General features: G+C 32.5%; 28 protein-coding genes and 1 pseudogene. 25 read left to right on the top strand and 4 right to left on the bottom strand.

Annotated features, from left to right (window positions below):
- Positions 1 to 43 precede the first annotated feature (43 nt).
- The 4 genes and pseudogenes from dnaE to rlmD form a co-directional block, all read left to right on the top strand.
- Positions 44 to 2,341, top strand: a pseudogene (dnaE, locus tag A500_RS10040) (DNA polymerase III subunit alpha); the annotation flags it as partial.
- Between the two features lie 389 nt (positions 2,342 to 2,730).
- Complete coding sequence (gene pfkA, locus A500_RS10035) at positions 2,731 to 3,690, top strand: 6-phosphofructokinase (protein ID WP_016207472.1); 960 nt, start codon at positions 2,731 to 2,733, stop codon at positions 3,688 to 3,690.
- Between the two features lie 90 nt (positions 3,691 to 3,780).
- On the top strand, positions 3,781 to 5,199 hold the full coding sequence (pyk, locus tag A500_RS10030; RefSeq protein WP_016207471.1) for a pyruvate kinase: 1,419 nt from the start codon (positions 3,781 to 3,783) through the stop codon (positions 5,197 to 5,199).
- Between the two features lie 561 nt (positions 5,200 to 5,760).
- Positions 5,761 to 7,122, top strand: a complete 1,362-nt coding sequence (rlmD, locus tag A500_RS10025) for a 23S rRNA (uracil(1939)-C(5))-methyltransferase RlmD (RefSeq protein ID WP_016207470.1) — start codon at positions 5,761 to 5,763, stop codon at positions 7,120 to 7,122.
- 67 nt (positions 7,123 to 7,189) lie between these two features.
- Here the strand turns inward: rlmD and A500_RS10020 are convergent, their stop codons facing one another.
- Together A500_RS10020 and A500_RS19500 are read right to left on the bottom strand one after the other, a co-directional pair.
- Positions 7,190 to 8,482 (bottom strand): site-specific integrase, encoded by a 1,293-nt coding sequence (locus A500_RS10020; protein WP_016207469.1) that lies wholly within the window; start codon positions 8,480 to 8,482, stop codon positions 7,190 to 7,192.
- A 198-nt stretch (positions 8,483 to 8,680) separates the two neighbouring features.
- Positions 8,681 to 9,259 carry a helix-turn-helix domain-containing protein gene (locus A500_RS19500; protein WP_016207468.1) on the bottom strand — a complete coding sequence of 193 codons (579 nt, stop codon included), beginning with the start codon at positions 9,257 to 9,259 and terminating at the stop codon, positions 8,681 to 8,683.
- 139 nt (positions 9,260 to 9,398) lie between these two features.
- Here A500_RS19500 and A500_RS10010 point away from each other — a divergent pair, with 139 nt between their 5' ends.
- The 20 genes from A500_RS10010 (at position 9,399) to A500_RS09915 (ending at position 23,030) form a co-directional block, all read left to right on the top strand.
- Positions 9,399 to 9,644 (top strand): helix-turn-helix domain-containing protein, encoded by a 246-nt coding sequence (locus tag A500_RS10010; protein WP_016207467.1) that lies wholly within the window; start codon positions 9,399 to 9,401, stop codon positions 9,642 to 9,644.
- Positions 9,645 to 9,860: a helix-turn-helix domain-containing protein gene (locus A500_RS10005; RefSeq protein ID WP_016207466.1), complete on the top strand. Its 216-nt coding sequence runs from the start codon at positions 9,645 to 9,647 to the stop codon at positions 9,858 to 9,860.
- A 17-nt stretch (positions 9,861 to 9,877) separates the two neighbouring features.
- Complete coding sequence (locus tag A500_RS10000) at positions 9,878 to 10,189, top strand: hypothetical protein (protein WP_016207465.1); 312 nt, start codon at positions 9,878 to 9,880, stop codon at positions 10,187 to 10,189.
- 136 nt (positions 10,190 to 10,325) lie between these two features.
- Entirely contained in the window at positions 10,326 to 10,682 is a 357-nt protein-coding gene (locus A500_RS09995; RefSeq protein ID WP_016207464.1) for a hypothetical protein, read from the top strand.
- 286 nt (positions 10,683 to 10,968) lie between these two features.
- Entirely contained in the window at positions 10,969 to 11,298 is a 330-nt protein-coding gene (locus A500_RS09990) for a hypothetical protein (RefSeq protein WP_016207463.1), read from the top strand.
- A gap of 112 nt (positions 11,299 to 11,410) precedes the next feature.
- Positions 11,411 to 11,632 (top strand): hypothetical protein, encoded by a 222-nt coding sequence (locus A500_RS09985; protein ID WP_016207462.1) that lies wholly within the window; start codon positions 11,411 to 11,413, stop codon positions 11,630 to 11,632.
- Between the two features lie 2 nt (positions 11,633 to 11,634).
- Positions 11,635 to 11,877, top strand: coding sequence for a Mor transcription activator family protein (locus A500_RS09980; protein WP_016207461.1), 243 nt, complete (start codon positions 11,635 to 11,637; stop codon positions 11,875 to 11,877).
- Positions 11,878 to 12,277: 400 nt separating this feature from the next.
- Positions 12,278 to 12,643 carry a hypothetical protein gene (locus tag A500_RS09975; RefSeq protein ID WP_016207460.1) on the top strand — a complete coding sequence of 122 codons (366 nt, stop codon included), beginning with the start codon at positions 12,278 to 12,280 and terminating at the stop codon, positions 12,641 to 12,643.
- 97 nt (positions 12,644 to 12,740) lie between these two features.
- Complete coding sequence (locus A500_RS09970) at positions 12,741 to 13,292, top strand: hypothetical protein (RefSeq protein ID WP_016207459.1); 552 nt, start codon at positions 12,741 to 12,743, stop codon at positions 13,290 to 13,292.
- 16 nt (positions 13,293 to 13,308) lie between these two features.
- Positions 13,309 to 13,584 carry a hypothetical protein gene (locus A500_RS09965; protein ID WP_016207458.1) on the top strand — a complete coding sequence of 92 codons (276 nt, stop codon included), beginning with the start codon at positions 13,309 to 13,311 and terminating at the stop codon, positions 13,582 to 13,584.
- A 1-nt stretch (position 13,585) separates the two neighbouring features.
- Positions 13,586 to 14,329, top strand: a complete 744-nt coding sequence (locus A500_RS09960; protein WP_016207457.1) for a hypothetical protein — start codon at positions 13,586 to 13,588, stop codon at positions 14,327 to 14,329.
- A gap of 73 nt (positions 14,330 to 14,402) precedes the next feature.
- On the top strand, positions 14,403 to 14,819 hold the full coding sequence (locus A500_RS09955) for a hypothetical protein (protein ID WP_016207456.1): 417 nt from the start codon (positions 14,403 to 14,405) through the stop codon (positions 14,817 to 14,819).
- A 15-nt stretch (positions 14,820 to 14,834) separates the two neighbouring features.
- Positions 14,835 to 15,746: a sigma-70 family RNA polymerase sigma factor gene (locus A500_RS09950; protein WP_016207455.1), complete on the top strand. Its 912-nt coding sequence runs from the start codon at positions 14,835 to 14,837 to the stop codon at positions 15,744 to 15,746.
- A gap of 16 nt (positions 15,747 to 15,762) precedes the next feature.
- The gene (locus A500_RS09945; protein WP_157453644.1) at positions 15,763 to 16,233 is read left to right on the top strand and encodes a hypothetical protein; all 471 of its coding nucleotides are present in this window, start codon (positions 15,763 to 15,765) and stop codon (positions 16,231 to 16,233) included.
- A gap of 1 nt (position 16,234) precedes the next feature.
- Positions 16,235 to 18,388: a tape measure protein gene (locus tag A500_RS09940; protein WP_016207453.1), complete on the top strand. Its 2,154-nt coding sequence runs from the start codon at positions 16,235 to 16,237 to the stop codon at positions 18,386 to 18,388.
- Positions 18,388 to 18,768 (top strand): DUF2577 domain-containing protein, encoded by a 381-nt coding sequence (locus A500_RS09935; RefSeq protein ID WP_016207452.1) that lies wholly within the window; start codon positions 18,388 to 18,390, stop codon positions 18,766 to 18,768. Before A500_RS09940 ends, A500_RS09935 begins: the two co-directional genes overlap by 1 nt.
- Positions 18,769 to 18,905: 137 nt before the next feature.
- Complete coding sequence (locus A500_RS09930; RefSeq protein ID WP_016207451.1) at positions 18,906 to 20,993, top strand: hypothetical protein; 2,088 nt, start codon at positions 18,906 to 18,908, stop codon at positions 20,991 to 20,993.
- A gap of 300 nt (positions 20,994 to 21,293) precedes the next feature.
- Entirely contained in the window at positions 21,294 to 21,476 is a 183-nt protein-coding gene (locus A500_RS09925) for a hypothetical protein (RefSeq protein ID WP_016207450.1), read from the top strand.
- A 102-nt stretch (positions 21,477 to 21,578) separates the two neighbouring features.
- The gene (locus A500_RS09920) at positions 21,579 to 21,878 is read left to right on the top strand and encodes a hypothetical protein (RefSeq protein ID WP_016207449.1); all 300 of its coding nucleotides are present in this window, start codon (positions 21,579 to 21,581) and stop codon (positions 21,876 to 21,878) included.
- Between the two features lie 591 nt (positions 21,879 to 22,469).
- Complete coding sequence (locus A500_RS09915; RefSeq protein WP_016207448.1) at positions 22,470 to 23,030, top strand: hypothetical protein; 561 nt, start codon at positions 22,470 to 22,472, stop codon at positions 23,028 to 23,030.
- Here the strand turns inward: A500_RS09915 and A500_RS09910 are convergent.
- Entirely contained in the window at positions 23,023 to 23,979 is a 957-nt protein-coding gene (locus tag A500_RS09910; protein WP_156174353.1) for a Kiwa anti-phage protein KwaB-like domain-containing protein, read from the bottom strand. The genes A500_RS09915 and A500_RS09910 overlap by 8 nt on opposite strands.
- A gap of 215 nt (positions 23,980 to 24,194) precedes the next feature.
- Between A500_RS09910 and A500_RS19495 the strand changes: the two genes are divergently transcribed.
- The gene (locus tag A500_RS19495; protein ID WP_016207446.1) at positions 24,195 to 25,097 is read left to right on the top strand and encodes a hypothetical protein; all 903 of its coding nucleotides are present in this window, start codon (positions 24,195 to 24,197) and stop codon (positions 25,095 to 25,097) included.
- Between the two features lie 21 nt (positions 25,098 to 25,118).
- On the opposite strand, the gene A500_RS09895 is transcribed toward A500_RS19495, so the two are convergent.
- Complete coding sequence (locus tag A500_RS09895) at positions 25,119 to 25,334, bottom strand: helix-turn-helix transcriptional regulator (protein WP_016207445.1); 216 nt, start codon at positions 25,332 to 25,334, stop codon at positions 25,119 to 25,121.
- Between the last annotated feature and the right edge of the window lie 146 nt (positions 25,335 to 25,480).

Here is a 25,480-nt window from a genome sequence, read left to right as displayed (position 1 = left end):
ACTATGTAGTGTTAAAGTATCTCGAAAGAGAGGGTAGAAGTAGATAGATTCGGATTTTTGTTACGAAAGAAGACAAGAAGTTATTGATTATGTTGTTGAAAAATATGGAATAGACAATGTTTCACAAATAATAACCTTCGGAACTATGGCACCAAGAGCTTGTATAAGAGATGTTGGAAGAGCTATGAATTATTCTTATGCAGAGGTAGATAGAATTGCTAAAATGATTCCTACTATGCTTGGAATAACCATAGATAAAGCTCTAGATATAAACCCAGAGCTTAAAGCAGCATATAATAATGAAGAAAGAGTAAAGTCCTTAATAGATGTCAGTAAGAGTTTAGAAGGATTACCTAGACATTCATCAACTCATGCAGCTGGAGTAGTTATATCATCTAAGCCTTTAGTTGAATATGTTCCACTTCAAAAAAACGAAGATTCTATAGTAGCACAATTTGATATGACCACTTTAGAAGAATTAGGTCTTTTAAAAATGGATTTTTTAGGTCTAAGGACCTTAACAGTAATAAACGATGCAGTTAAAATGATAAAAAAAAATAGGAATATAGAGTTAGACTTAAATAAGATAAACTTTGAGGATAAGGAAGTTTATAAAATGTTTGGAGATGGAAAGACAGCGGGTATTTTCCAATTTGAATCTCCGGGTATGACATCATTTATGAAGGAACTAAAGCCAGACTCATTAGAAGATATTATAGCAGGTAATTCTTTATATAGACCAGGTCCGATGGCTGAAATTCCTAAATATATAGAAGGAAAGCAAAATCCAGATAAAGTGAAATATATTACCCCAGAGCTTGAAGATATATTAGACGTTACTTATGGTGTTATAGTATATCAAGAACAAGTTATGCAAATAGTTATGAAACTAGCTGGATACTCATTAGGAAGAAGTGACCTTGTTAGAAGAGCTATGTCTAAGAAAAAGCATAAAGTTATGGAAGAGGAAAGAAGGAATTTTATTTACGGTATTGTAAATGAAGATGGAACTATAGAGGTTCCAGGTTGTTTAAGAAATGGCATTTCTGAAGAAGCTGCAAATAAAATTTTTGATCAGATGATGGAATTTGCCTCCTATGCTTTTAATAAGTCCCATGCAGCAGCATATGCTGTAATAAGTTATCAAACGGCATATTTAATGAAATATTATCCTGTAGAAACTATAGCAGCAATGCTTAATTCTGTTATGGGAATAAGTGAAAAAGTAGCATATTACATAAATTTTGCAGAGGGTTTAGGAATACAAGTATTATCACCAGATATAAATAAAAGTTATTCTAAATTTACTGTTGAAGGTGATAAAATTATATTTGGATTGGCAGCAATAAAAAATGTTGGTTATAATGTTGTAGAAAATATTGTAGCAGCCAGAAATAAAAAAGGTGATTTTGAATCATTAATGGATTTTATAAATAAAATAGATTTGTCATCTATAAATAAAAGAGCAATAGAAAGCCTAATAAAATCAGGAGCACTTGATTGCTTTGAAGTTTTTAGATCTAAGCTCTTAGCTGTATATGAAAAATTAATGGATGGAGTCAGCAATGAAAAGAAGAGAAATATAGATGGACAAATGAGTTTATTTGGATTAGAGGAAGAAATTGAAGTGCCTGAGATTAATTATCCAAATATTAAGGAATTTGCAAAGAAAAATCTTTTAGCAATGGAAAAGGAAATGACAGGATTATATCTTTCAGGTCATCCTTTAGATGAATATGCAGATAGCCTAAAGGTTCAAACTAGTACTACTATACAGAAAATTTATAAGTCGTATGAAATAATAAAAGAAAGTTATAATGCAAGCGATTTACCAGAAGATATAATAAGGGATGAAGAAAGAGTAATACTTGGGGGCATAATAGCAGAAGCCAATCAAAAGATAACAAGAAATAATACTATGATGGCATTTTTAAAAATGGAAGATTTAACAGGAGTAATAGAAGTCATAGTATTTCCTAAGACATTAGATAAAATTAGAGAATTTATTAAGGAAGATAGCTTAGTTGTTATAAAGGGAAGAGTAAGTATAAAGGAAGATGAGCTACCAAAGCTTATATGTGAAAGCATAGAACCTTTGGAGAAAATAAACACAGCAAAAGTTTATATTAGAGTAAATAATATTGATGAGGGCAGAGAATTAATGAAAGAATTAAAAAGAATGCCTTCAGAGTATAAGGGTGACACTACTGTATTTATTTTTACTGTTAGTGATAGAAAAAATTACAGAGCGCCGAAGGATATATGGATAAACTTAGAATCTGAAGCGATAATTTACTTAAAGGAAACTATTGGCGAAGAAAATGTTAAAATTATAGAGTAAACTATTCAAAAGGAAGCTTGAATAAAATCATCTTCCTTTTTTGAATTATTTTTCTTAATTTTACTAAAACACAATATATATTTAATAAATTTGAAAAATAAAGAATTATAATTAAAAAATAAGAAAAATTATTATATAGTCTATAAATTATATTTATTTAGGTTATAATATAAATAAGAAAGTATAAAAAAGTCGATAAAAATCACAATATTGCATTTATTTTAGTTGCATAAACTTTAAGTAGCAAGTAAAATAAATAAGGTAGTAAAAAGTAGTAAAGAAATTAAACTAATTTGTGCAATAATTAAAATTATTATAGTAATAAAAAATGGATAATTCCACAGAGAGTGGGACAACCTTTGTCCCGGTGGTGTTAAGGAGGAAACAGCATGAAAAAAATAGCTATTTTAACTAGTGGTGGAGATGCTCCAGGAATGAACGCAGCAATAAGAGCTGTTGTAAGAACTGCTTTATATCATGGAATAGAAGTAATGGGAGTTCAAAGAGGATATAGTGGTTTAATTAATGGAGAATTATTTACTATGGATAGATCTTCAGTATCAGATATTATCCATAGAGGAGGAACTATCCTAAGAACTGCTAGATGTAAGGAATTTAAAAAAGAAGAAGTAAGAATTAAAGCTACTAAAATACTAAAAGCATATGGAGTAGATGCATTAGTAGTAATTGGTGGAGATGGTTCATTTACAGGAGCTAAGCTTTTGTCAAAATTAGGTGTTAAGACTGTAGGCTTACCAGGAACAATAGATAATGATTTATCTTATACTGATTTCACAATAGGATTTGATACTGCATTAAATACAGTAATAGATGCTATAGATAAAATTAGAGATACATCAACTTCTCATGAAAGAGTATCAATAGTTGAAGTTATGGGAAGAGATTGTGGAGATATAGCTTTATATACAGGTATTGCAGGTGGAGCTGAATATATAATAACTCCAGAAAAGGGATTCTCAAAAGAAGAACTTTGCAAAGTTATATTAGAAGGAAAACAAAAAGGAAAAATACACAATTTAGTTTTACTAGCTGAAGGTGTAGGTGGAGCTCAAGAATTAGCTAAGTATGTTGAAGAAGTTACAGGAATTGAAACAAGAGCAACAGTACTTGGACATATTCAAAGAGGTGGTAGTCCAACAGTAACTGATAGAGTGTTAGCATCTAAAATGGGAGCTAAGGCTGTTGAAGTTCTTTTAGAAGGAAAAACTTCAAGAGTTATAGGAATAAAAAATAATGAGATAATCGATCAAGATATAGATGAAGCATTAGCAATAGATAGAACATTTGATGAAAAATTATATAAAATAGCAAACGAAATTTCATCTTAGGACATAAATTTTTGATTTATTACTCAATAAAATAAATATTTTTAAAGCCAACAATAAAATTATATACGTAAATTAAAGGAGTGTTGTTACATGAGAAAAACTAAGATGATTTGTACTATAGGACCAGCTAGTGAAAATCCAGAAATATTATCAAAAATAATAGAAGCAGGAATGAATGCATCAAGACACAACTTCTCACATGGAGATCATGCAGAACATGCTGAAAGAATAAATTTAGTTAAAGACTTAGCTAAAAAATACAATAAAGAAATAGCTATAATGCTAGATACTAAGGGACCAGAAATAAGAACTGGAAAATTTGAGCCTAAAAAAGTTGAACTAAAATCAGGTGAGGATTTTGTAATATATGCAGGTGGAGATGTAATTGGAGATACAACTAAGTGTACAGTTACATATGAAGGATTAGCTAATGATGTTAAACCAGGAAATATTATATTAATAGATGATGGTTTAGTTGGACTAAAAGTTGAATCAATTGAAGGAAACAAGATTAACTGTAAAGTTATGAATACAGGATTTGTAGGAACACATAAGGGAGTTAACGTTCCAGGAGTTTCAATTAAGTTACCAGCATTAACAGAAAAAGACATAGCTGATTTAAAATTTGGTTGTGAAATTGGAGTTAATTTAGTTGCAGCTTCATTTATAAGAAAAGCATCTGATGTTGAAGCCATAAGAAAAATATTAGTTGAAAATGGTGGAGAACATATTCAAATATTCTCAAAAATAGAAAACCAAGAAGGTGTAGACAATATAGATGCTATATTAGAAGCATCTGATGGAATAATGGTAGCTAGAGGAGATCTAGGAGTAGAAATTCCAATGGAAAAACTACCAGCAGTTCAAAAAATGATAATTGAAAAGTGTAATATAATCGGAAAACCAGTTATAACAGCTACACAAATGTTAGATTCTATGATAAGAAATCCAAGACCAACAAGAGCAGAAGTATCTGATGTTGCTAATGCTATTTATGATGGAACTGATGCTATAATGTTATCAGGAGAATCAGCAAATGGAGATTGGCCAGTAGAAGCTGTAGAAACTATGGCAAAAATAGCTATAGAAGCAGAAAGCCAATTACACTACGAAATAGCTACATCAAAAGCTAAGAAACATATACCAGCTATAGCAGGAGTTATTTCAAGAGCAGCTGCAAATGCTGCAAATGAATTAAAAGCTTCAGCAATAATTTCATCAACACAAAGTGGAGCAACTGCAAGAAGATTATCTCAATGTAGACCAGATTGTCCAATAGTTGCTGTAACTCCAGATGAAAAAGTGGCTAAAAAGTTAGCATTATGCTTTGGAGTTTATCCAGTTGTTTCAAGACAAATGGAATCAACTGACCAAATGATGGAAGAATCAGTTAGAGTTGCAGAAGCTAATGGATTTGTTAAGTCAGGAGATACAGTTGTAATAGCAGCTGGAGTTCCAATAGCTGAAATAGGAACTACTAACTTATTAAAGATAAGCGTGGTTGAATAAAAGAGAAGCCTTTAGGCTTCTTTTTTTACTCTTTAGGAAATTATAAAAAGTTTATCATGTAGATATAACTTTTTATAATTTTTTCATTCAGTTGGCGAAAAGGCATATAAATTTATCAATCACAAATAAATTGATAATAATTATCAATTAAAATCTAAAAGGCAATAAATTTGTTAATAAATTGTGTAATTATAGATATAAAAATAGTTATATTAGATAATTAACAAAATGTTAATAATTATATTGATAATATTTCAGTTATAATGTATATTATGAAAAGAATATTGTAATAATATTAAATGGAATTAAATGGCAACTAATTCTGAATTTGGGCATCTTAGGATGCCATTTTTTTTACCCTAAAATAAGTATGCTATATATCAATTAATAATTTGTAGTTAACAGTCTGACATAGATTTAAGTAATATAAATTTTTGATAAGTGTATAAACTTAAGAAGAAAAGTATATCCCCTTGTGGCTATAGTGAGTTCATGATATTATAAGATGAAACTTTAGAGAATAGTTAAAATTTTTATATAAGATTTTAAGAGGTGATTATTTTGGTTGAAAAAAATAATGAATATATATTAGATATAGTTGGTGTAGGCTATGAAGGCGAAGGTATTGCTAAAATAGATGGATATCCAATATTTATAGAAGGTGCTATATATGGTGAAAAGGTAAGAGTCTTAATAGTTAAGGTTAAGAAGAGCTTTGCATATGGAAAGCTATTAGAAATAGTAGAAGCTTCAGAAGATAGAGTAGAGCCTAAATGCATAAATTACAAAAAATGTGGGGGATGTTCACTTCAACATATAAGTTATAAAAAACAATTAGATTATAAATATGAAAGAGTTAAGGATTGTGTTTCAAAAATTGGTGGATTATCAAAAGAACTTGTAACATATCCATTGGGAATGGATGTTCCAGAACGATACAGGAACAAAGTTCAGCTACCAGTTGGAATGGTAAAAGGAAAATTATCAATCGGCTTTTATGCACCAAGAAGTCATGACATAATAGATTTAGATACTTGTTTAATTCAAGATAAGATAGCAGATAAGGTTACTGAAATAACTAGAACTTGGATAGAAAAGTACAAAATAATACCTGCAACAATAGATGGAAAATTTAATCCTAAAGGATTAATAAGACATATAATGATTCGTAGAGGGTTTAAAACTAATGAGGTTATGGTTGTATTAGTAACAACTAAAAAAGATATTCCATATATAAGTGAATTTGTAGAAATGATAAAAAATAATACTGATGGAATAAAAAGTGTTATTCAAAACATAAATGAAAAAGATACTAATGTAATACTAGGTGAAAAGTGTATAACATTATGGGGAGACGATATAATAACGGATTATATAGGAAACTTTAAATTTAAAATATCACCTCTTTCATTTTTTCAAGTTAATCCAAACCAAACAGAAGTATTGTATTCTAAAGCATTAGAATATGCTGCCCTTACAGGTAAAGAAACAGTTTTTGATGCATATTGCGGTACAGGAACAATAACATTATTCCTTTCACAAAAAGCAAAAAAAGTTTATGGAGTAGAAATAATAAAAGAAGCTATCCACAATGCAAAAGAAAATGCTAACATAAATTCTGTGGATAATGCAGAGTTCTTTGTGGGTAAATCTGAAGAAATAATACCTGATTTAATAGAAAAGGGAATAAATCCAGATGTTATAGTAGTAGATCCTCCAAGAAAGGGATGCGATATAAAATTACTAGAAGCAATAGGAAAAGCAAAACCAAAAAGAGTAGTATATGTTTCCTGTGATCCTAGTACTTTAGCAAGAGACTTAAAAATACTAGAAGAACTAGGATACAAGACTGAATCAGTTCAACCTGTAGATATGTTTCCGCATACTGCGCATGTAGAAACTGTTGTGCTATTAAGCAAGTAAAATCAAGGGTTTAAGGGTTTTTCAAAGTTGCAAATGGTGGTTTTGTCCACCTGGTGTCCACCAAAAATCACTTGGTGGACAAAGTACCATTTACAGCATTTTCAAATATATCAACTGAATGTTCTGCCATTTTTTCAGTAGCATGAGTGTAAACATTTAAAGTGGTTTCAATATCTGAATGACCAAGTCTTGTTTGGACATCCTTCACATGTGCCCCATTTTCAATCAGCATAGTTGCATGGGTATGTCTTAGGGAATGGAAGTTGAATTTGATATTCAAATCATGATGGATGACCCTTGCAGCATACTTGAATGAATCAGGTGATGAAAACTGACCGTTTTCTTTTCTCATAACCAGGTTGGCAATTGGTAATGCACAAGATACACTTTTTTCAATTGGAATGATCCTTTGGATGGTGTTGTTCTTTTCATCCATTTCATCCTTCAAATAATGATTAGTATAATATTCACCATAGGACAATTCTTGTTCCATCTGCCACTTTCTATATTGTTTCAATTCATTCACCAAGGTATCACCTATCTTGATTGTACGGTTAGAAGTTTCAGTTTTAGGTGTTCCAAAATACCATGCTGACTTTTCTTCTTTCTTCCCCTTTTCTTTCAAGACCTTTCTGACATCAACCCCATAATTTCTTTTATATGCAATCTTTTCAACTGTCAGGGTCTTATTCTTAAAGTCTATATTATCCCAAGTTAAACCATAAACTTCACCAATTCTTAAACCAGTGTAAAACCCTATCATTAAAGCATAATAATATGGTGTTCCCTTGAACCTGTCAGTGATTGTAGTGAAGTCATTGATTGATATGACTGTTCTATTTGTTTCAGCTTTTGAATGCTCATATTTTGGATATTTAATGTAATTTGCAGGACTATCCTTGATTAGCTTTGCAGGGATAACAGCATACTTCAATGATCCTGATAATGTTGCAGTGATATTCACCAGGTGTGATTTTTTATATCCACCATAGATGAACTTTTTATTCACAAATTCCTGGATCACTGTTGGTGTTAAAGATTTCAACTTATACATTCCAAGTTCAGGTTTCAAGTGATTTTCAATGATGTTCAAATAAGCAAGTTGTGTGTTGTACTTCAAATTGACCTTCACATAATTTTCAAACCAATAATCAAGATAATCAGCAAAGGAAATTTCAGTTGGTTCAAAGTGCATCCCTGCATGGTTATATTCAGAAAGTGCTTTTGTTCCTGCTTCCAATGCTTCTTTCTTGGTCTTGAATCCACCTTTGGATATTTGATTTCTTTTTCCATCTATCTTTGCAGCTTCAAAACGGTATTCCCATTTATCACCACGTTTTCTTGTGTTTATTTCTGCCATAAAGCATCATCCTTTCTTAAAATTGAGTAAAAACAAACTCTTTAAGATCCCAAGGATTTGTGATATAATACCATTGCTTGTAGGTACTATATTGATCCTTTGGGTCAATAGGTAAATGTTAACAGCTTCTTATGTTCGCTGCATAAGGGGCTGTTTTTATTTTCATTGAACTGTCATCAGTAACCATTCCAACCTAAATTATTGATTACAATCAAGATCCTTGGTGTTCGCTGCACCAGGGGTCTTTTTTTCTTCCTTGATAAAATAACCATTTGTTTCAATGTTTTGAAGTTCATATTCAATCATGTTCTTAACTCTATTAGTCAGTTGTTCGTGTTCAGCAAGTGAAACAATAAAGGTATTACCCTGTTTGGTTGTTACCTTCCAGGTTGGAAAATTTGGATCTGAATCGGCTTCCATTGCAAGTCTTTCTGATTCTTCTTGGGAAGATCCTGAAACAGCACCTTGATATGCAGGTTCTATTTTATATCCCAAAGAAGAAATATAACTTTCCAAAGATTCCAATTGTGTAATATTTGAAGCTAATTCTTCCCAATTCTTATAATCTGTCTTTCCTAATAGGTAATCACTGGACACATTAAGCTTGCTTGCTATCTGATCCACAGTATCAATCTTTGGTGTTCTTTGATCCAATTCATATCTGTTGATGGTTTGTGCAGGAAGATCCAACTTCTTTGAAAATTCTTCTAATGTGTAATTTCCTTCTGAACGTAGATCCTTTAATCTTTGAGCAAATAATGATAATTCATTTTTCATTTATTCACCACCTTTCAATGTCATTATAAATCATATTATCACCAAATGCAATAAAAATATTCAAAAAGTAGTTGATTTATATTCAAATTGGTGATAAAATGTATTTGTAACCAAATGGTGATAGAAAGGATGTGAAACAATGAAAATAAACACACAGTTATTAAGGGGTACAATTTACAGTAAATTCAAGTCACAAAATGAATTTACAAAAACCATTGGTTGGTCACAGAACAAGATTGGCAGGATTTTAAAAGGTGAAATGATTCCTGACATTGAAGATTGCAATGCAATTGTGAAGGTACTGTCTTTGAGTATTGAAGAATACATTCAAATTTTTTTACCTTCCCTATCACCAAATGGTGATGAAATGGAAGGGGTGAAATAGTTGGAAGATATTCTTTATACAGTAACAGAAGCATCCAAGCTAATTAAAACTAACCCTGCTTATGTGTATAAACTGATCAATGCAGGTCTGATCCCAGTGATCAAGCTTGGCAGCATCAAGATCAGAAGAAGTTCCCTTCTTGAATTCCTTGAAAAATATGAAGGTATGGATCTAACTGAACCCAAAGAAGTCAAGAAGTTGGAATTCCCTGAATAGAAAGGTTGGTGGAAACAATGGATGAAATCACAACTACAATTGAATTGGTCAAGTTCTTCCTGATCAATGACAAGCATTCCAGGAACAGTGACAATTATTTGTTCTACCTGGTAGCAAGGAAGATCCTTGGAAGCAAAGGAATTGATATTGACAAGATTGGATTCAAGGATCTGTTCTTATCAATCAAAGAATATGGTCTTCCACAATATGAAACAGTTGGAAGATGCAGAAGAAAACTACAACATGATTTCCCTGATCTATCAGGGTGTGAAACTGTCAGTATGCAAAGATTATTGAATCAAGATACATTCAGCGAATTTGCAATATGAAAGGCAGGTGAAAAAGGATGAATGAAAAGTGCCTACAAGCAATTATTCAAAGGTTACTTGACAAGATCCAGGGTGACATCAATGTCATTCTTGAAAGCAGCAAATAAAATTTAGAAGAAGAAAGGAAGAAAAGAAAATGGCAAAATTAAATGATATTCAAATTGGTTCAGAAAAAATTGAACAAATCAAAATGGCAAACAAATATCCTATTGACAAGGTAGGTGCTAATAAGTATCTATCTATTCAGTTCATTGCAGCATTGATTGATAATGGTGGATTGGTGGACTGGTCAACATTTTCTGCACATGAAAGATACATGAAACTTTGTGAACACTATGATGTTACCCCTTTGAATCAGATCAGCTTTTCACTGTTTGTGGTCAACAACTTCAACATTGAAGTCAAGGATAAGAAAGCATTTGGAAAGAAATTCAGGGTATTCAGACGGTTCAAGATGGTTCAAGATGGTTCAGGGCGAACATATAAGCTTTGAACCGAAGCAACCCCTTGATACATAAGGGGTTGCAGTTATCGGTTCAAGCAGTTCAATGTGAATGTAATTTATTAAGTAGTTTATAAAAAAATAATAATAAATATCTAATTTACTTAAATATATACTCTAAAAATAAAGAATATAGAGAATTACCATGAACTGCTTGAACCGTTGTTCTGAAATCCAGTTATATCAAGGGGTTGAATCGGTTCGTGGTACGGTTCACGGTTCAATGTGAATTTACGAAAACATATAAAATAACAGAAATTGAAAGGTGGAAAACATAATGATAAGAAAATTTATAAACAATGAAGATGCAGGAACAGTGATGTTAAGTGAAGTAATGGAAGCAGTAACAGTTGACAGTGTGATTGATATGCTGCTCATGTCAGATGATGGAATACCAACAGTTTCAATCTTGGTTGAAGATGATCAGGAAAATATGGTGAACTATTTGATGAAGGTGACAACAGCAGAAGAAATTGTTGCAGTCAATCAGGTATTAAGATCATTTGATTTGGGGATCACAGTTGAATTTGTAAACTTTGCACAGTATGACCTTTTCATTGATTATTGCATGCATTTGATTAAAACAAAGAGAAAAGCCACTGCATAAAATTTAATTTACACAATGGCTTCACTGGTTGAAAACACAATCAACTGAATTATACCATGTTAAGTCATTATTTTAAAGTTGAAAAAATTAAGCATGAAAGGAAGGATCAGACATGGATCATGCAATAAATTCATTACAACCATTTTATGAAGTGACATTGGATCAGTTCATTGAAGAACATAGATCAGATAAATACAAGAAGTTTTCTGAAAACCCATATTATACGGAAGTCAAAGCATTGATTGATGCAATGAACATATTAAGAAAATATCTTGGTTGGGAAACCATCAAGTTGAAAGATGAAGTTGAATTCTATCTGCAAGGGGGTGAATAATATTGGCATCAATACCATTTTATGAAGTTAAGGAAGTGATTGGTGAAGAAGCTGCACAAAAGATGATGGAAGCATTCCCATGTACCAATATTTACATACCAAACAGGATGCCTGAATTTCCTGACAATGAAACCAGGAATCAATATATCAAGAACTTATTCTTTAATTCTGCAAAGTCGGTCAATGAAATAGCTGACAGATTTGGATTGAGTATTGACAGAGTTAGAAAGATCATAAATGAATAATAATTAGCTGAATAACCACTACATATAGTGGTTATTTTTCAGTAAGTAACCATATGTTGTGTTTTGGTGAGATTTTTCAGAATTATCTTGGTATAATGGATATATCAATAAACAATATAAAATGAAAGGCAGGTGAAAACCCCCTTTCTTTGTCATATGCATTCAGCTTCCTGAAATGTTTATTGATTCACTTTCTTTTCTTCCTTTCATTTCTTACCTGGTCATTCAAATTTGCCATTTGGGTGACCAGGTGAAGAAATACACAAGAAACAAAAGAAAGCTTGTATATAACGAAAATATGAAGTCTAACAAGGTGTTAATGTTGACAAATGTTGACCTGAATTAGTTATATAAAACATGTCAAAACCTTACAATTTTTTATCAAAGGAGTGAATGGAAAATGATTTTGGATCTTAACAACATTTTAGGTGCTGCATCAGAAGCAAATTTGAAGCATGTAATTGCAATCAATGTTCTATGTGGTAGAAAGTATAAAACACTGTACCTGGATCAAAGAACTATTGATTTTCAGCAGGTCAAACCATTTGCTTATAACAATGGATTTTATTATGTATGTTGTCCATGCTGCCATCTAATTGAAAGGGTTGCTGAATACAGATTTGAAGATGGTTTAAGGCAGACGATCCAATGCACAAACAGAACAGTTTCAGAGAAAATCAAGTATCAAATGATTGCAAGTAACATTGAATCAACCAAGTATAGAACATTAGGATATACACTTGATTTGACTGATTGGAAGCTTTGATAGTGACATGTTAGTAACAAAATCATTAAAGAACCCTTATAAACAGACACTTAAACAATATTACTTAATAATTTGAAGAAAGGAAAGGTGAACAGAATTGAACTTAAAAGATTATGTATTGAACTATTTGAACAATGAAAGAAAGTATTTAGACAGACAGATCAAGCACTATCAGAAAGTTAAATTGGATGAATTACTGGATAGTGAAGGAAGGAAAGAACTTATTGATAGGATGGTTGAATCACACAGACATGACTATAATTCCTATTTATTAAATTTGAAATATGATTTCATTCAATCAAGATCATCCTTAATGCTTGACTTGATCTGCTGCAATAAAGAATATCATCCAGGAAGCAAATTAAATGCTAAATATTCAGAAAGCAGATCTATTTTAAAACAGATTGAAGATCAGATCACTGAATATAAGTCCAGGGGATTTAATTCTATAATGAATGACCTGGTTGAAGTAACAATTCAGGAAGAAGTCCTTGTTGAAGAACTGGATGCTGATGGTAAAACAATTACAGTTCCAAGGATGGAAACAAAGACAATCATGAAGAATGCTGCACTTGATAGGTTGGATCAGATCATCACTTTGGCAGATACATTGGAATACAAATATTGTTCTGCTTATGATAAACCATGATTGGTGGTGAAGCATATTGAATGATTATATTACACAACAACTGGACAAGGTTCTTCAACTGAATCAGGAAAAGAACCAGGTGATTAAAAGGATCAAGACCATAAGAACCAAAAGGAAAGGAAGTCATATCCTATCGATCACCAAGGAAGAAAAGGACATACAGATTGAAAGAACAAGAAAACTGTATGAAGCAAAGATCAATGCAGTTTATATCAAGATGAACCTGAAACTTAAAGAAGCAGGTTTGGAAGAATTAGAAAATCCATATCAAAATATGAAAGGGGAAAAATAAAATGTTTGAATTAGTAAAGAAGATCCAGGCAATCATTGATGCCTACCATGAAAACAATGAACAGTTAGCAAAGGAAATTAAAAGAATAGTTGAAGAATGGGGTGCAGAAGTAAATGCCTACAAGATGGACTATATCAAAGAGCAGATCAGGAATGAAGTTGCTGCTGCAAGATCTGATGCTGAAAAGATCAATAAGTTATTTAATCAACAGTTGAATGTCATCCTGGATGAAGCAAAGAAGAAGGTGCTTCCTACATTAACAACTAAAATATCAAAACCTGTTGACTATGCAGTAAGAATCAATATTGCATTACAATATTTGAATAATGAAGGTAAAGACATTACTGATGAAACAGCTTTTATGTTCTTGAAAGACTTCATTGATGACGTTGAACAAATGAAGATTTTCAAACATGTTATTGGAAAACATGTTGAAGTAGTAAATGACTGGACTGGAAAATCTAACTTTCCAATAACATTTGGTAAGCTGAACCAAGTTGAAATGATATTAAACACCATCAATGACATGGATGCTATTGCTAAAATGCTGTTCATATATCCAAGGGAAGATGGAGAAATGTATATTGTGAATGGTCAGGCTTACAGTGTTCCAATTGATTCATATGAGCAGGATGCAGGTGAAGAAAGCATTATAGGACATGCAGAAACCATTGAAGAATATGCAAATAAGATCCCTGGAATTGACCAGGTAACAGATCAGACAGATCCAATTGTTGAAGAATAATATTCAAAAACACAAGGGAACAGGGATATATTGAAACCTTGTTCCCTTCACTTCTAAAAGGGGGTTGATTCAAATGTATGACCTAAAAGAAATATCATATATGACAGCAAATGCACTGATTAATGAATTATATAAAAAAGGAATGCTACAACTTCAACCTACTGCATTTGAAAGAACCAAGAATGATGTCAAAGGCTTCAAGATTGGATTGAAGATGCTTTCAGATGAACAAGTTCCAACAGAATTTAAGAAGCAGCTTGCAGTTCAAATGATGGATATACAAAGTTCAATTAAATGGTTGAAAGACCAAGTGCATGAACAAGATTACATTATCTTTTGTCAACACAATATGCAAAATGAAAGTATAAGATCCATTGCTGCAAATTATGGAATTGATGAAGGAACAGTGAAAAGAGCATTGACCAGGTGCATTCACAAGTTGTCCATCTTCCTTCACCCTGATGTGTCCTTGTCAGAAATATTTTATTGAAAGGTGGTTGATCGGATGACCAATGAAGAATTAGTTCAAGAATATCAAAATGGCAACCATCAAGCACTGGATGATCTTATAAATCAGAACAATGGACTTGTATATTATTTTGCTAACAAATACCTTCCCATTTGCCCAAAGGCAACAATGGACATGGAAGATTTACTTCAAGAAGGTTGGATGGGATTTGTTGATGCAGCACAGAAATATGATCCAAATAAACCACTGGAAAAAGAAGAAGCTGAACCAATATGTTTGGAAGATGAAGAAGAAAACAAAGCAGTCATGTTTTCATCATATGCAGGTAGAGCAATTCAAAATAATATATTAAGGGCAATCAACAGATCCATTCCAAGGAAAAAGAAAAGTGATACATATAGTGAACCAATTATGGTCAACAGTGTAAATGCATTTCTTCCTGGATCTGATGACACTACCCTTGAAGAATTGCTTCCTGATGAAGGATCAATGGAATCCTTCAAAGATATTGAAGAAGACTTTGACAATAAGCTATTAAGAAAAGACCTGATCCAAATGCTTGATTCAGTTTTTGGGGGTGAATTTCAGTTCAATGGAATTGACTTCAAGGGGGTTGATAATATTAATTCATTATTCCACAAAGTGCGTGATGGTATCACTGCAAAAGAAGTTCTACTTCTACACTATGGATTGTTTGGAAAAGAAATGAGTTTCAAAGAGATTGGAAAACAAGTTGGACTGACTGGAAGCAGAATTGAACAGATTGAATTTGCAGGTATCAAAAGAATAAGAAAAAGTGAACAAGGAAAGGACTTTATGACCAAATATGAAGTTGATTATGTTGATGAACTTCTATTCAGGAAACAAATGATCAATAAATACAGTTCCCCTGAAAAGGTGGTTGATAGGATAGAAAGCATTGACAATTTACTTAAACAATACATTTGAAAGGAAGGTGAAGAAAATGAATCCAAACATAAGTGTAATAAATGAAAATCTTTGGGCAGTTGACTTTGAATATATCAAACAAGGTTGGGTCAAAGATCTATCCTTTAACAATCCAAAACCATCAGATTATATGTGCTTTACCCATGATGGAAAGATCGTCATAAATAAAAACAAACCATACCATGAAGATATTATCAAGTATCTAAAAATTATCATGAGATTCAAAGAAGAACAGCTTGGAACAGTTCAAGGTTTCCACTTCTTTTTAAGAATCTTTATTCCAAAGGCAGACAATCTGACTGATGAAGCATTTGAAAAATTTGTTCAATCAAGTCAATTGGATGCAGTTCAAAAACAATTCAATGATATATCGAATATAGAAAAGAACAGAAGGATCATCCATGCTGAATATATCAAGGGTATCAAGAAACCCACTGGTATAGATAAAATCAAGAAAATATTTAAAAAGAAAGGGGTGAGAAAATAATATGGCAAGTATAAGAACACAAATTGAACTTATGGATAGAATCACATCACCATTGATGAACATAACCAGTGCATTGAATATGACAGTCAGTGCATTTGAATCAATGGATGCAGCTGCAAACAGTTCCTTTGATTCATCCAATTTTGATGGGGTCAGGGAACATCTAAATGCAGCAAATATGGAACTTGATGAAATGGTTCAGAATATCAATGAAGCTGATCAGCAACAGCAAGAAATGAATAATTCACTTAACCAGGGAACAAGATCAGCAAGTGGACTGGAAAGAAAACTTCTTGGTGTGGCTGCAACATATGCTTCACTTCAAGGGGTTCAAAAGTTGTTGAACTTATCAGATACAGCTACATTGACAGAATCCAGGCTTTCACTGATCGTTGATGATGGTGGATCTGTTGAAGAACTTCAAAACAAAATCTTTGCATCAGCACAAAATTCAAGGGCAGCATATTCTGATGTTTCTGCTACTATTGCAAAACTTGGAATGATGGCAGGTGATGCATTCACAAACAATGATGAACTAATTGCATTCACTGAACTAATGAACAAGAACTTTGTTGTTGGTGGTGCATCAGCAGCAGAACAAGCATCAGCAATGTATCAGTTGACCCAAGCAATGGGATCAGGAAAGCTTCAAGGGGATGAGTACAGAAGTATCATTGAGAATGCCCCAATGTTGGCAAAGTCAATTGAAGATTATATGACCAATGTTCAAGGGGCAACAGGATCAATGAAAGATTGGGCATCAGAAGGAATGCTGACTGCTGATGTAATAAAGGCAGCAATGTTCAATGCATCTGATCAGGTCAATGAACAATTTGAAAACATGCCCAAAACATTTGGACAAGTAGCAACCAGTTTGAAGAATCAGGCACTATTTGCTTTTGATCCACTACTGGAAAAGCTGAATGATATTGCAAACAGTGAAAGCTTCAACACTATAGCAACAGGTTTGACCAATGCATTTGTCTTTGCATCAGGGGTTGCAGTGGGGGCATTGGATCTGATCACCCAAGCAGGGGCATTCCTGGCTGACAATTGGTCAATCATTGCACCTTTGATCTATGGGGTAGCTGCTGCACTTGGAATCTATACAGGTTATATGATTATATCAAATGCAGTCCAACTGATCAGCACTGGCATTCAGACAGCACATGCAATTGCTATTGCAGTGAAGACAGGGGCAACCATAGCAGATGCAGCAGCAACAAACAATCTGACAGTGGCACAATGGGCATTAAACAGTGCAATGTTAGCTTCACCAATAACATGGATCATCATTGGTATTATTGCAATCATTGCTATTATTTACATGGCAGTGGCTGCATTCAACAAATTTGCAGGAACATCAGTCAGTGCAACAGGAATTATAATGGGTGCATTTGCAGTTTTAGGTGCTTTCATTTGGAATACTGTTGTAGGTGTAATAAATGCAGTAATTCAATTCTTGTGGACACGATTTGCTGAACCTTGGATTGGAATAATTGAATGGGTTCTGAATGCATTCAATGGTGGTTTCAATAGTTTTGGTGATGCAGTCGCAAACCTACTTGGTCAAATCATTTCATGGTTTTTATCACTTGGAAAAGTGGTTACTAAAATTATAGATGCAATCTTTGGTACAAGTTGGACAGCAGGACTTTCTTCCTTGCAGGATAGTGTTCTTGCTTGGGGTAAGAATGATAATGCAATAACCCTTGACAGAAATGCCCCAACCATTGATTCAAGAATTGAATATAGTGGTGCATGGGATGCAGGGTATTCAATGGGTGAAGGTATTGATGAAGCAGTTTCAAACTTTGATCCATCCAACTTATTCAATATGGACATACCTGATCCAAGTGATTATGCAAGTGGTTATGATGCAGCATCAGTTCCTGGTAACATAGCAGATACTGCAAGTAATACTGGGGCAATGAAAGATGCAGTTGACATCAGTTCAGATGACCTTAAATATATGCGTGACCTGGCAGAAATGGAAACAGTGAACAGATTCACCACTGCTGAAATTAAGGTGGATATGAGTGGAATGCAGAACATTGTAAATAATGAAATGGATCTTGATGGTGTGGTTGAATACATGGTTGAAAAGGTAAATGAAGCAGCAGATGCCATTGCAACAGAGGGGGTGCATAACTAATGGCTAATTCAAGTGATTTAATTATGCTTATAAGAAGTCAAGCAATTGGTGCAGTGAATGCATCAAATCCAACTGCAATTGTTTATGGTAAGGTCATCAGCATTGCCCCTTTGAAGATACAAGTTGATCAAAAGATGACTTTAACAAAAGAATTCCTTATTCTCACGAGAAATGTCAAGGATCACAAAGTTTTCATGACAGTGGATCATGCTACTGAATACAAAAGTGGTGGATCAGGTGATGCATCCTTTGAATCACATAATCATGCCTACAAAGGAAAGAAAGAATTTACCATTCACAATGGCTTGGTTGTTGGTGATGAAGTGATTATGATTCAGATGCAAGGTGGTCAAAAATTCCTTGTAATAGATAAGCTATAACATATTGAAGACCCTTGGACATAAAAAGTTCAGGGGTCTTTTTCCATTTAATGAAGATAACAAAATTCGACATAACCCCTTATAATATAAGTATTGCAGCATATCTGCAAAATTTTATATTTAAGGGGGTTCACAAGATGAACATAACAAAGAAAAGAAGCTTCAAAATGATACTGCTGATTGTTTTATTGATGGGGGTAATGATTACCAGTCAGATGATGCAGGCAATGGCAACTTCAACAGGACAAACCATAGTTGAAGTTAAGAATCTATCTGAATTAAAGACTGCAATTGAAAATGCACAAGATGGTGATGTGATTACTTTTAGGAGTGGACTTACAATTTATTCCGATGTAGTCATTGGTGATCCAAATAAGCACATAACCTTGAAAAGATTAAGTGACACCAGTTTTTTAGACATTAAGACAGGTAATATTTTATTTCAGAATGTGACATTAGATGGTGGTGGATTTCCTGCAATGTATTCAATGGCTATGATTAACTATGATGTTACCTTTGATAATGTGACTTTTAGGAATTCAGTAAATAATAAATCAACAGGTGGTGCAGTAAGTGTAAACTTTGGAACAGCAACCTTCAAGAATTGTCTATTTGAAGATAATACTGCATTATCAGGTGGTCATATAGCAGTAAAAGGTTCAGGATCTACAATAATTGCTAATAGCATACTTAAAGATGGTTATGCATGGTCTAATGGTGGTGCAATTTGGAATGCTTCAAGTGATTCAACCACTACCATCACATCAAGTCTTATTACTAACAATTCAGCAGGTGATTATGGTGGTGGACTTTCTAACAAAGGAACAATGATATTTTCAGGAACAAAGTTATATGATAATACAGCACCAAATGGTGGTGCTGACATTGGAAATACTGGCAATTTGAACCTTGCTGATTCAATTGAACAACTGATTGAACTGTTCAAGGATGATGGTATTATTCCAAAAGCTTGGATCAATGACTATGACTTTGAAGCAGGTATTTATATTCCTGATATTGACCCATCTGTACCTAATACTTTACTGAAATTGGACTATGACCTTGCACCAACAGAAGTGACCCTTTTTCCTTCATCCCTGGGATCAGCATCAGATGGAAAGATCATTGGACTTGAATCAGGAAAGTATTACAAGATCACATCAAATGATGTTGTAAGCTATTCCAAAGCAGATGGATCATTGACAACAACAGAATCAGAAGCTTCCCCACTTATTGGAATTGAAATCATTGGTTTGACTAATGGTGAAACATATATGGTTGAAGAATTCACACCTACACCAATAACAGTGCTGCTTGATTCTGCATCATTGGGAACAGCAGACAGTGGAAAAATCACTGGTCTTTCAGCAGATAAAATGTATAAGGTTTCAGTGGATGGAACAACCAACTATACCAAGACTGATGGAACATTGACATCCAATGAAGCAGAAGCAGAAGCACTGACAGGAACAGAAATTGTTGGATTGATCAATGGTGTGACCTATTTGGTTGAAGAATATATTCCACCAGTTGAAGAAGAACCTACTGATCCAGGAACTGAACCCACAGATCCTGATGAAGAAGATCCAATTGAAGAACCGATTGATGAAGAAGAACCGACCGATCCACCAACTGATGAAGAAGAACCCAAAGATCCAGTTGACCAGGAAGAACCCAAAAATGAAGAAGTGGAAGATGAAGATCCTGATCAGGAATCCAATACACCACCCACTTCAACAACAAATAATACAACCAATAGCAATAATACATCAAATACCACCAACAACACAACCAATAATTTAACCACCCATAATTCAGATTCAAGGGATGACAGTTCCACAGTGAACAACAATTCCTATGATCATTCAACCCATACCACAACAGAAAATACATACCTTCCCCCTTCCAATGATGGCAGTGGTGAAAAAGGTGGTCAAGCTTCTGCAAGTCAGCATCAGACCATCACAGTTGACTATGGCAGCATTGCAGATGGAATCAAAGTTCAGGAAGATGGAAAGAATATAACTATCAATGTCAATGTGAATGTTGACACGAATGAAAAGAAAGAAGATGAAGCTGAACCACAAGCAATGGAAGTTGCATCATCAAATGTTGAAGCAGATCCAAGATCAGCAGCATCCAATATCACTTGGGTTGAATTGGTGAAGATCTGTCTTCTGTTTGGGATCTTCATTTGTGTTTTCAGAAGACCAATAGCAAAATAGATTGATCAGGCACTTTGCATCTTGCAAGGTGCTTTTTCAAGGGATATATTACATCAAGACCTTTATTGAAACGGTTATATGGGCAATATATGACTTAGAAATTTTCAGATAATTTAGATTTACAATGGTAATTATTGGTGGTATTATAAAATTGAACTTGTTTGAACAAAATGAACCTATTACATCAAGCAGAATAAGACTTTTGAAGAACTTCCTTGTGTAAAGGGTAAAATACTTCAATGAATAATATAAAATGCTTATATGATGATTATATGAGTTTTAGGAAGGGGATTTGATGGCATGGAAGAACCTAAATTCATGAAAGAAGGATATTCATACATTGGTGAAGATGAACAATGGCATATTAAAAACAATTCCCCTGAATGGGTAAAGAAAGAATTCAAAGAGTTTTTCAAAATGGTTGATCCTGAACCTGATAAAGATGGGAAAATAACCAGGTATGAAAACACCCTTCAAATTTGATTGGTATGCCCCTTTAATATCTTCAATGAACAAATACACCAAATCATAATAAAAACCTTTATATGAAGATTATATGAGTAATGGGAAGGGGTTTTGTTGCTTATGAATATAGAAATATCAGATGAAACAATAAAAGTGATCCAAACCTTCACTGGAATGACAATTGAAGAATTCCTGGAACAGACCAAGAAGGATCTGTTGGACAAATACCAGGATGGAAATATAATCACAGTCAAAGAAGCTGCAAAGATCATGGGTAAATCACAGCAATTTGTCAGGGTTGGTCTTCAAAGGGGATTGCTTCCCTTCGGTACAGCTTTTAAAATGTCCAACAAATATTCCTATTACATTTCACCCAAGAAGTTCTATGAATATGTTGGATATACACCTGAAAACAAATAAAAACTTCTGCTTTGGTGGTCAGTGTCCACGATATGTCCACCACGCAGAAGTTTTTTAGTATAATAATGAGTAATGATAAGTAATAAAAAATATTTGTGTTTCCTTTAAAACCCTTGATTTCACTGGGGTTCTGAATAATCATAAATAATGATTAGTAATGAAAAATAAAATGGTGTCATGATACTGCGCATGTGGAGTGCGTAGTAGGAATACGTCGCAAGGATTTGTTATAATCATTGAATTTACTCACTTTGCAAGATTTTATAACTTCAACACAAATGGTGATGATTTTAGAAATAAAGAATTTATTCAGGGCGTTAAGGTTAGAGTGGGGATTTGATATGGTGAAAGTAGATATGTAAAACAATAAAATAATCTTTAATAAAATTATTACTAAAAAGTTCAAATTGAAAAATTTGAACTTTTTGTTTTAGAATACGAATTATTTATTAAGTGCAAAAAATATACTAATTATGAATGACTAATGGGAGGAGAGATGATTTTAAGAAAAGTGTATATGTTTAAATGGGAATTTTAGTGTTACTAGAAGCATAGATTATGATATAATGAGGAAAAAAGAGGAGAAGTAAGATGAATAAACTTTTTAAAAGTGCAATGTTTTTTACATCTTTTTTACCACTTTGGATAACAGTACTGTTTATAGATATAAAGAGTCTAATCAGTAATAAAGTATATATCTATACTGAATATATTGTGGTATGCTGCATTTTAATAGGAATATTATGTTCAATAATTATAATTTGGTTTTCTATGAAAAATATAAAAAATTCTGATTATAGAAAGTATAAAGTAGTTGAGGCAACTCAAGAAAAAGGAATTACTTCAGAATTTTTACTTTCATACATACTACCTTTATTTGTTTTTGATTTTACTAAGTGGGATAGTGTTATACAATTTATAATATACTTTGGAATACTTGCATTCCTGTGCATTCGAAATAATAATGTATATGCCAATTTGTTATTTGAATTAAAAAATTATAAATTTTATACATGTGAACTTGTATGGGTACCAGAACCAGGAACAAAGTCTATACAAGTATTAGCTATAAGTTGTAAAAATCTATGTGCAAATAAAGGTAATACCATTGAAATAGCCCCATTAAATAAGCCTTTTTATTTAGTTAAATAATTAATGGTGTTGAGCTAGGTACTTCACAAATACCATCATCAAACATATTTAATTTTGTTTTACCGCAAATTGCTAAAGTAAATTTTCGTGCATTTGCTTCTTCGTGCAAATCAAATTTTTTTGTTGTAGAATCAAGTGGGATTTTCAAGTCCTTAGCTAACTTGTTTTTCCATTTTGTTTGCGTCAGTTTTTCAACAATGGAAGCATCATAGGTTATAAATTTTTTTGGATTTTGTCCTGAAGAGGCAAAAGAATCATAATTCTCAAAATTAGCAATAATATTAGCGGCTTCTAGTTCTGATAAGTGCTTTTTACATAGGATTTTATGAGTGTATTCCATGTTAAATATGCTTTCACAATTGTTATTAATCATATACATAGTGTTTTTGTAAACAATGGCATCAAATGATTTACTAAATTGAACTAGTGGTTCATCTGCTTTAGCAATGGTGTTGTTTTGAGATGTAAAGATCGGAGTACGTCCTTTTTTATATGTAAGGAGTGGATTTTTTCTTGTTATTAGATATATATTTTCAGAAGTACCATCACTTAAGGTATATGAACCAATAAAAACATATGCATTGGCTTTTATATGTTTGAAGTTAGTTGTATCATCGCTATTATTTATATGTTCAATTAAAAAATTCCAGCAGGTTGAAATTACAGTATTGTTAGTTGAAAGCTTGTCTACTACATTTTTAGGATTTTCTCCAGTATAATCTATAACTTTTTTATCATATTTTTTTACAATAGATAAGAAAGCATCGCACATACCTGTAATTGTTGTAGACAATAAATCAACAGATGAAAAATTCATATCGTAGCAAATATATTCATTAGGGTGTTTAGAATGATTATATTCAACTAAAACAGAACTCCAAGTTGGAATCTCTTTTGCTTTAGCTATTCCTTCTTCAATTATTGTATAAGACATAATATCCTCCCTCAATTAGAATTAATATCAATATTATACCATAAGATACATTTTTGATAAATGCTAATACTTTTCTTGATTTCACCGCTTTAAGGGGTGATTTTTTATTTTATATAAAAAATATATATTGCATTTTTTAATTTGCAAATATGATAATTTGCAATTACATATTTACAAATTAGTGTTTGATATGTATAATTGAATCAAAGAGAAAAAGGGAGTATGTATATATGGATAAGAGTACATTCAGTTGCTTAATTAACGCTGAAATTTTAGAAAAATTTAATTTCGCAGTAACATTAAACAAAGAAAATAAAGAGGAAATTATAGAAAAACTACTTTCTAATTACATTAGTGATAGTTTCTTAAAAGCCGCTAAAGAGTTATCTTCTAACACTGTAAAAACAACAACTCCTGCAATTAAAACAGTTGAAGATAACAATTATGCTAAAGCAAACAGAAAGATTCCAGTATGGGCAAATCGAGAAAAACAAAATAACCATAAATTAATTAAGGCATTTTTAAAAATTGAAGAGGAACAAGGGGTAGTAAGTTATGAGGAATTAATGGAAAGATGTTCGAATTCTACAAAATATCCTGACACTTATGTAAGTGATTTTAGAGGTAATTTCGCACAGATGAAAACAGATGCTAGTAATTCTCATGGGAAGGTATTTATAGTGGAAGGAGATAAGGTAGAAATATGGAGTGAGGTTCTTGATACATTGAGGAAATATAGAGATTCTTTTCTAAACAGCAATAGTGAGGGGCGTGAAACTATGAAAATAACAAATGAAATGACACATAGAGCATATGAGATAGTTAAAATGGTTTATCATGGGAACTTGACTCGTAATGAAGCAAAATACAAAATTGCAGATGAAACAGGTATGAATGCTGGATCAGCAGGTGATTATGTTACTAATTTTCTTGCAATGATGGAAGGTCAACGTTATACAAGAACAATGAATACATATGCTACTCGCTATTTATTAGAAAAGATCAAATTGGAATTTGGAGAAGAGCAATTTAAAAAGGCTCTTGAAGCAACAAAAGAACATGTAAAGTATTATAATGGTTTAAATAATGGAACATTACATAGTATTCAAAATGTAATAGATGAATTAAGTTAGTTAAAATTTAGGGAGAAAATACTATATTTTCTCCCCATCATCAAAAATAAAAAATCCTTCAAATTTGCAGCCAAGAGCTGTAGCAATTTCAATTAATTCCTGCTCAGAAAAGTTGTCACGATTCAATTTATTAGTTAAATTTTGACGAGAAGTACCAACCATATCGGCTAAGTCTGATATGGTTATTTTTTTACGCCTTAATAGTATTCTAATTTTTTCACCCATAGTTAATGCCATAAATATTCACACCTTTAGATATTATATATACAAATATACACTAAAAAATTTACAATAGCAACTTTATTGGATTTATAGAAACTATTCAGTTTACAAAAATATTGACATAAGATATAATTAAGTTTATAAGGAAACTTAAAAGTGTA

The organism is Clostridium sartagoforme AAU1, assembly GCF_000401215.1.
Taxonomy (GTDB): Bacteria; Bacillota; Clostridia; order Clostridiales; family Clostridiaceae; genus Clostridium; species Clostridium sartagoforme.
The sequence above is the reverse complement of the archived record's forward strand: the minus strand, read 5'-3'. Positions and strand labels throughout refer to the sequence as shown.